Here is a 1098-nt window from a genome sequence, read left to right as displayed (position 1 = left end):
GATAAGTATCTCTTATTATGCATAATTGATTTCCCGGCGAAATGAGCGCAGAATAGCCCCCATGACATCCCCTGCCCCCTATCTCCCACCCGCCTCCCCTGCCCTCTCCGCCGCAGACCAAGGCGCGCTGACCGATCTTTATGTGCGCGGCACGCCCGCCAATACGCTGCGCGCTTACGAGCGCGACCTGCTCTACATCACGGCATGGAAAACAGCGCGCTTCAGCGCCGCGCTGGACTGGCCCGAGCGCCAGGAAACCGCCCTCGCCTTCATCCTGGATCACGCGCGGGATCTGAATGATACACCAGAAACCGACATCGCCCGCCAGACGGCCGAGGCGCTGATGGCCCAAGGCTTGCGCAAGTCGCTGGCCTGCCCGGCCCCGTCCACCCTGGACCGGCGCATCGCCTCCTGGCTGGCGTTTCACCGGATGAAGAACCTCCCTTCCCCGTTCGACGCGCCACAGGTGAAACAGGCCCGCGCCAAGGCCCGCCGCGCCGCAGCCCGCCCCCCTGCCCCGAAATCGCAGCACCCAATCACCCGCGATGTGCTCGAACAGTTGCTGACCACCTGCCGCGGCAGTCGTCGCGATTGCCGCGACCGCGCCATCCTGATGTTGGGTTGGGCGTCAGGGGGGCGGCGTCGGTCTGAGATCACCGGACTGAGGCGCGAGGATGTGTCGCTGAAGGAGTTTGAGGAGAAGGGTCGAGTCTGGATCTCGCTATTGGAAACCAAGACCACCCAAAAGGGTGAGACACCGCGTTTGGTGTTGAAGGGCCGCGCGGCGCAGGCGCTGGTGCATTGGGTCGAAGTGGGTGAGATTCAGGGCGGCCCCTTGTTCCGGCCAATCTCCAAGGCCGACCGGGTGTTGAAACGACGCCTCAGCCCGAATGCGATCTACCAGATCGTCCGGCACCGCCTAAAACTGGCGGGCTTGCCAGAGGATTTTGCCTCCCCTCACGGCCTGCGGTCCGGGTTTCTGACCCAGGCCGCCCTCGATGGCGCCCCGATCCAGGCCGCCATGCGCCTGTCCCTGCACCGCTCCGTCGCCCAGGCGCAGAAATACTATGATGATGTGGACATCGCGGATAACCCGGC

Annotated in this window: 1 protein-coding gene; it reads left to right on the top strand. The window is 64.7% G+C overall.

Annotation, left to right across the window (positions count from 1 at the left end):
• Positions 1-61: 61 nt before the first annotated feature.
• Positions 62-1098 (top strand): tyrosine-type recombinase/integrase (locus M3P21_RS22315; protein ID WP_249713709.1); only part of this gene is annotated, 1037 nt, incomplete at its 3' end.

It is taken from the genome of Ruegeria spongiae, from assembly GCF_023502395.1.
In the GTDB taxonomy this organism is placed as follows: Bacteria; Pseudomonadota; Alphaproteobacteria; order Rhodobacterales; family Rhodobacteraceae; genus Ruegeria_C; species Ruegeria_C spongiae.
Note: the sequence above shows the minus strand (reverse complement) of the source record. Positions and strands in the feature narration are given on the sequence as shown.